Source organism: Phyllobacterium phragmitis (assembly GCF_002980495.1).
In the GTDB taxonomy this organism is placed as follows: domain Bacteria; phylum Pseudomonadota; class Alphaproteobacteria; order Rhizobiales; family Rhizobiaceae; genus Paramesorhizobium; species Paramesorhizobium phragmitis.
Map to the genome: position 1 here is coordinate 1 of NZ_PVBR01000132.1, position 250 is coordinate 250.

A 250-nucleotide genomic window follows, 5' to 3' on the forward strand; every position below is an offset into this window, starting at 1 on the left:
ACGCCTTTATCAAAGCCCACAACGAAAGCCCTACCCCTTACAGGTGGGTCAAATCCGCAGACCAAATCCTCGCATCGGTCAAGCGCTTCTGCCAGAAGACAATGAGACGAACTTCAGATTCAGGTGACTAGGGTCCGGACTCATTGATCAAAGCCAGAAGATGACGGCAGCGGCGATGCAGATTGCCGAGAAGAAGGTGTGGGCGCATCGGTCGTAGCGGGTGGCGATGCGTCGCCAGTCCTTGAGCTTG

The 250-nt window shown here is 55.6% G+C and carries 2 pseudogenes; one reads left to right on the forward strand and one right to left on the reverse strand.

What is annotated here, in order from left to right:
- Positions 1-131, forward strand: a pseudogene (locus tag C5748_RS27670) (IS630 family transposase); the annotation flags it as partial.
- Positions 132-147: 16 nt separating this feature from the next.
- Here C5748_RS27670 and C5748_RS27675 read toward each other — a convergent pair.
- Positions 148-250 (reverse strand): annotated as a pseudogene (locus tag C5748_RS27675) (IS5/IS1182 family transposase); the annotation flags it as partial.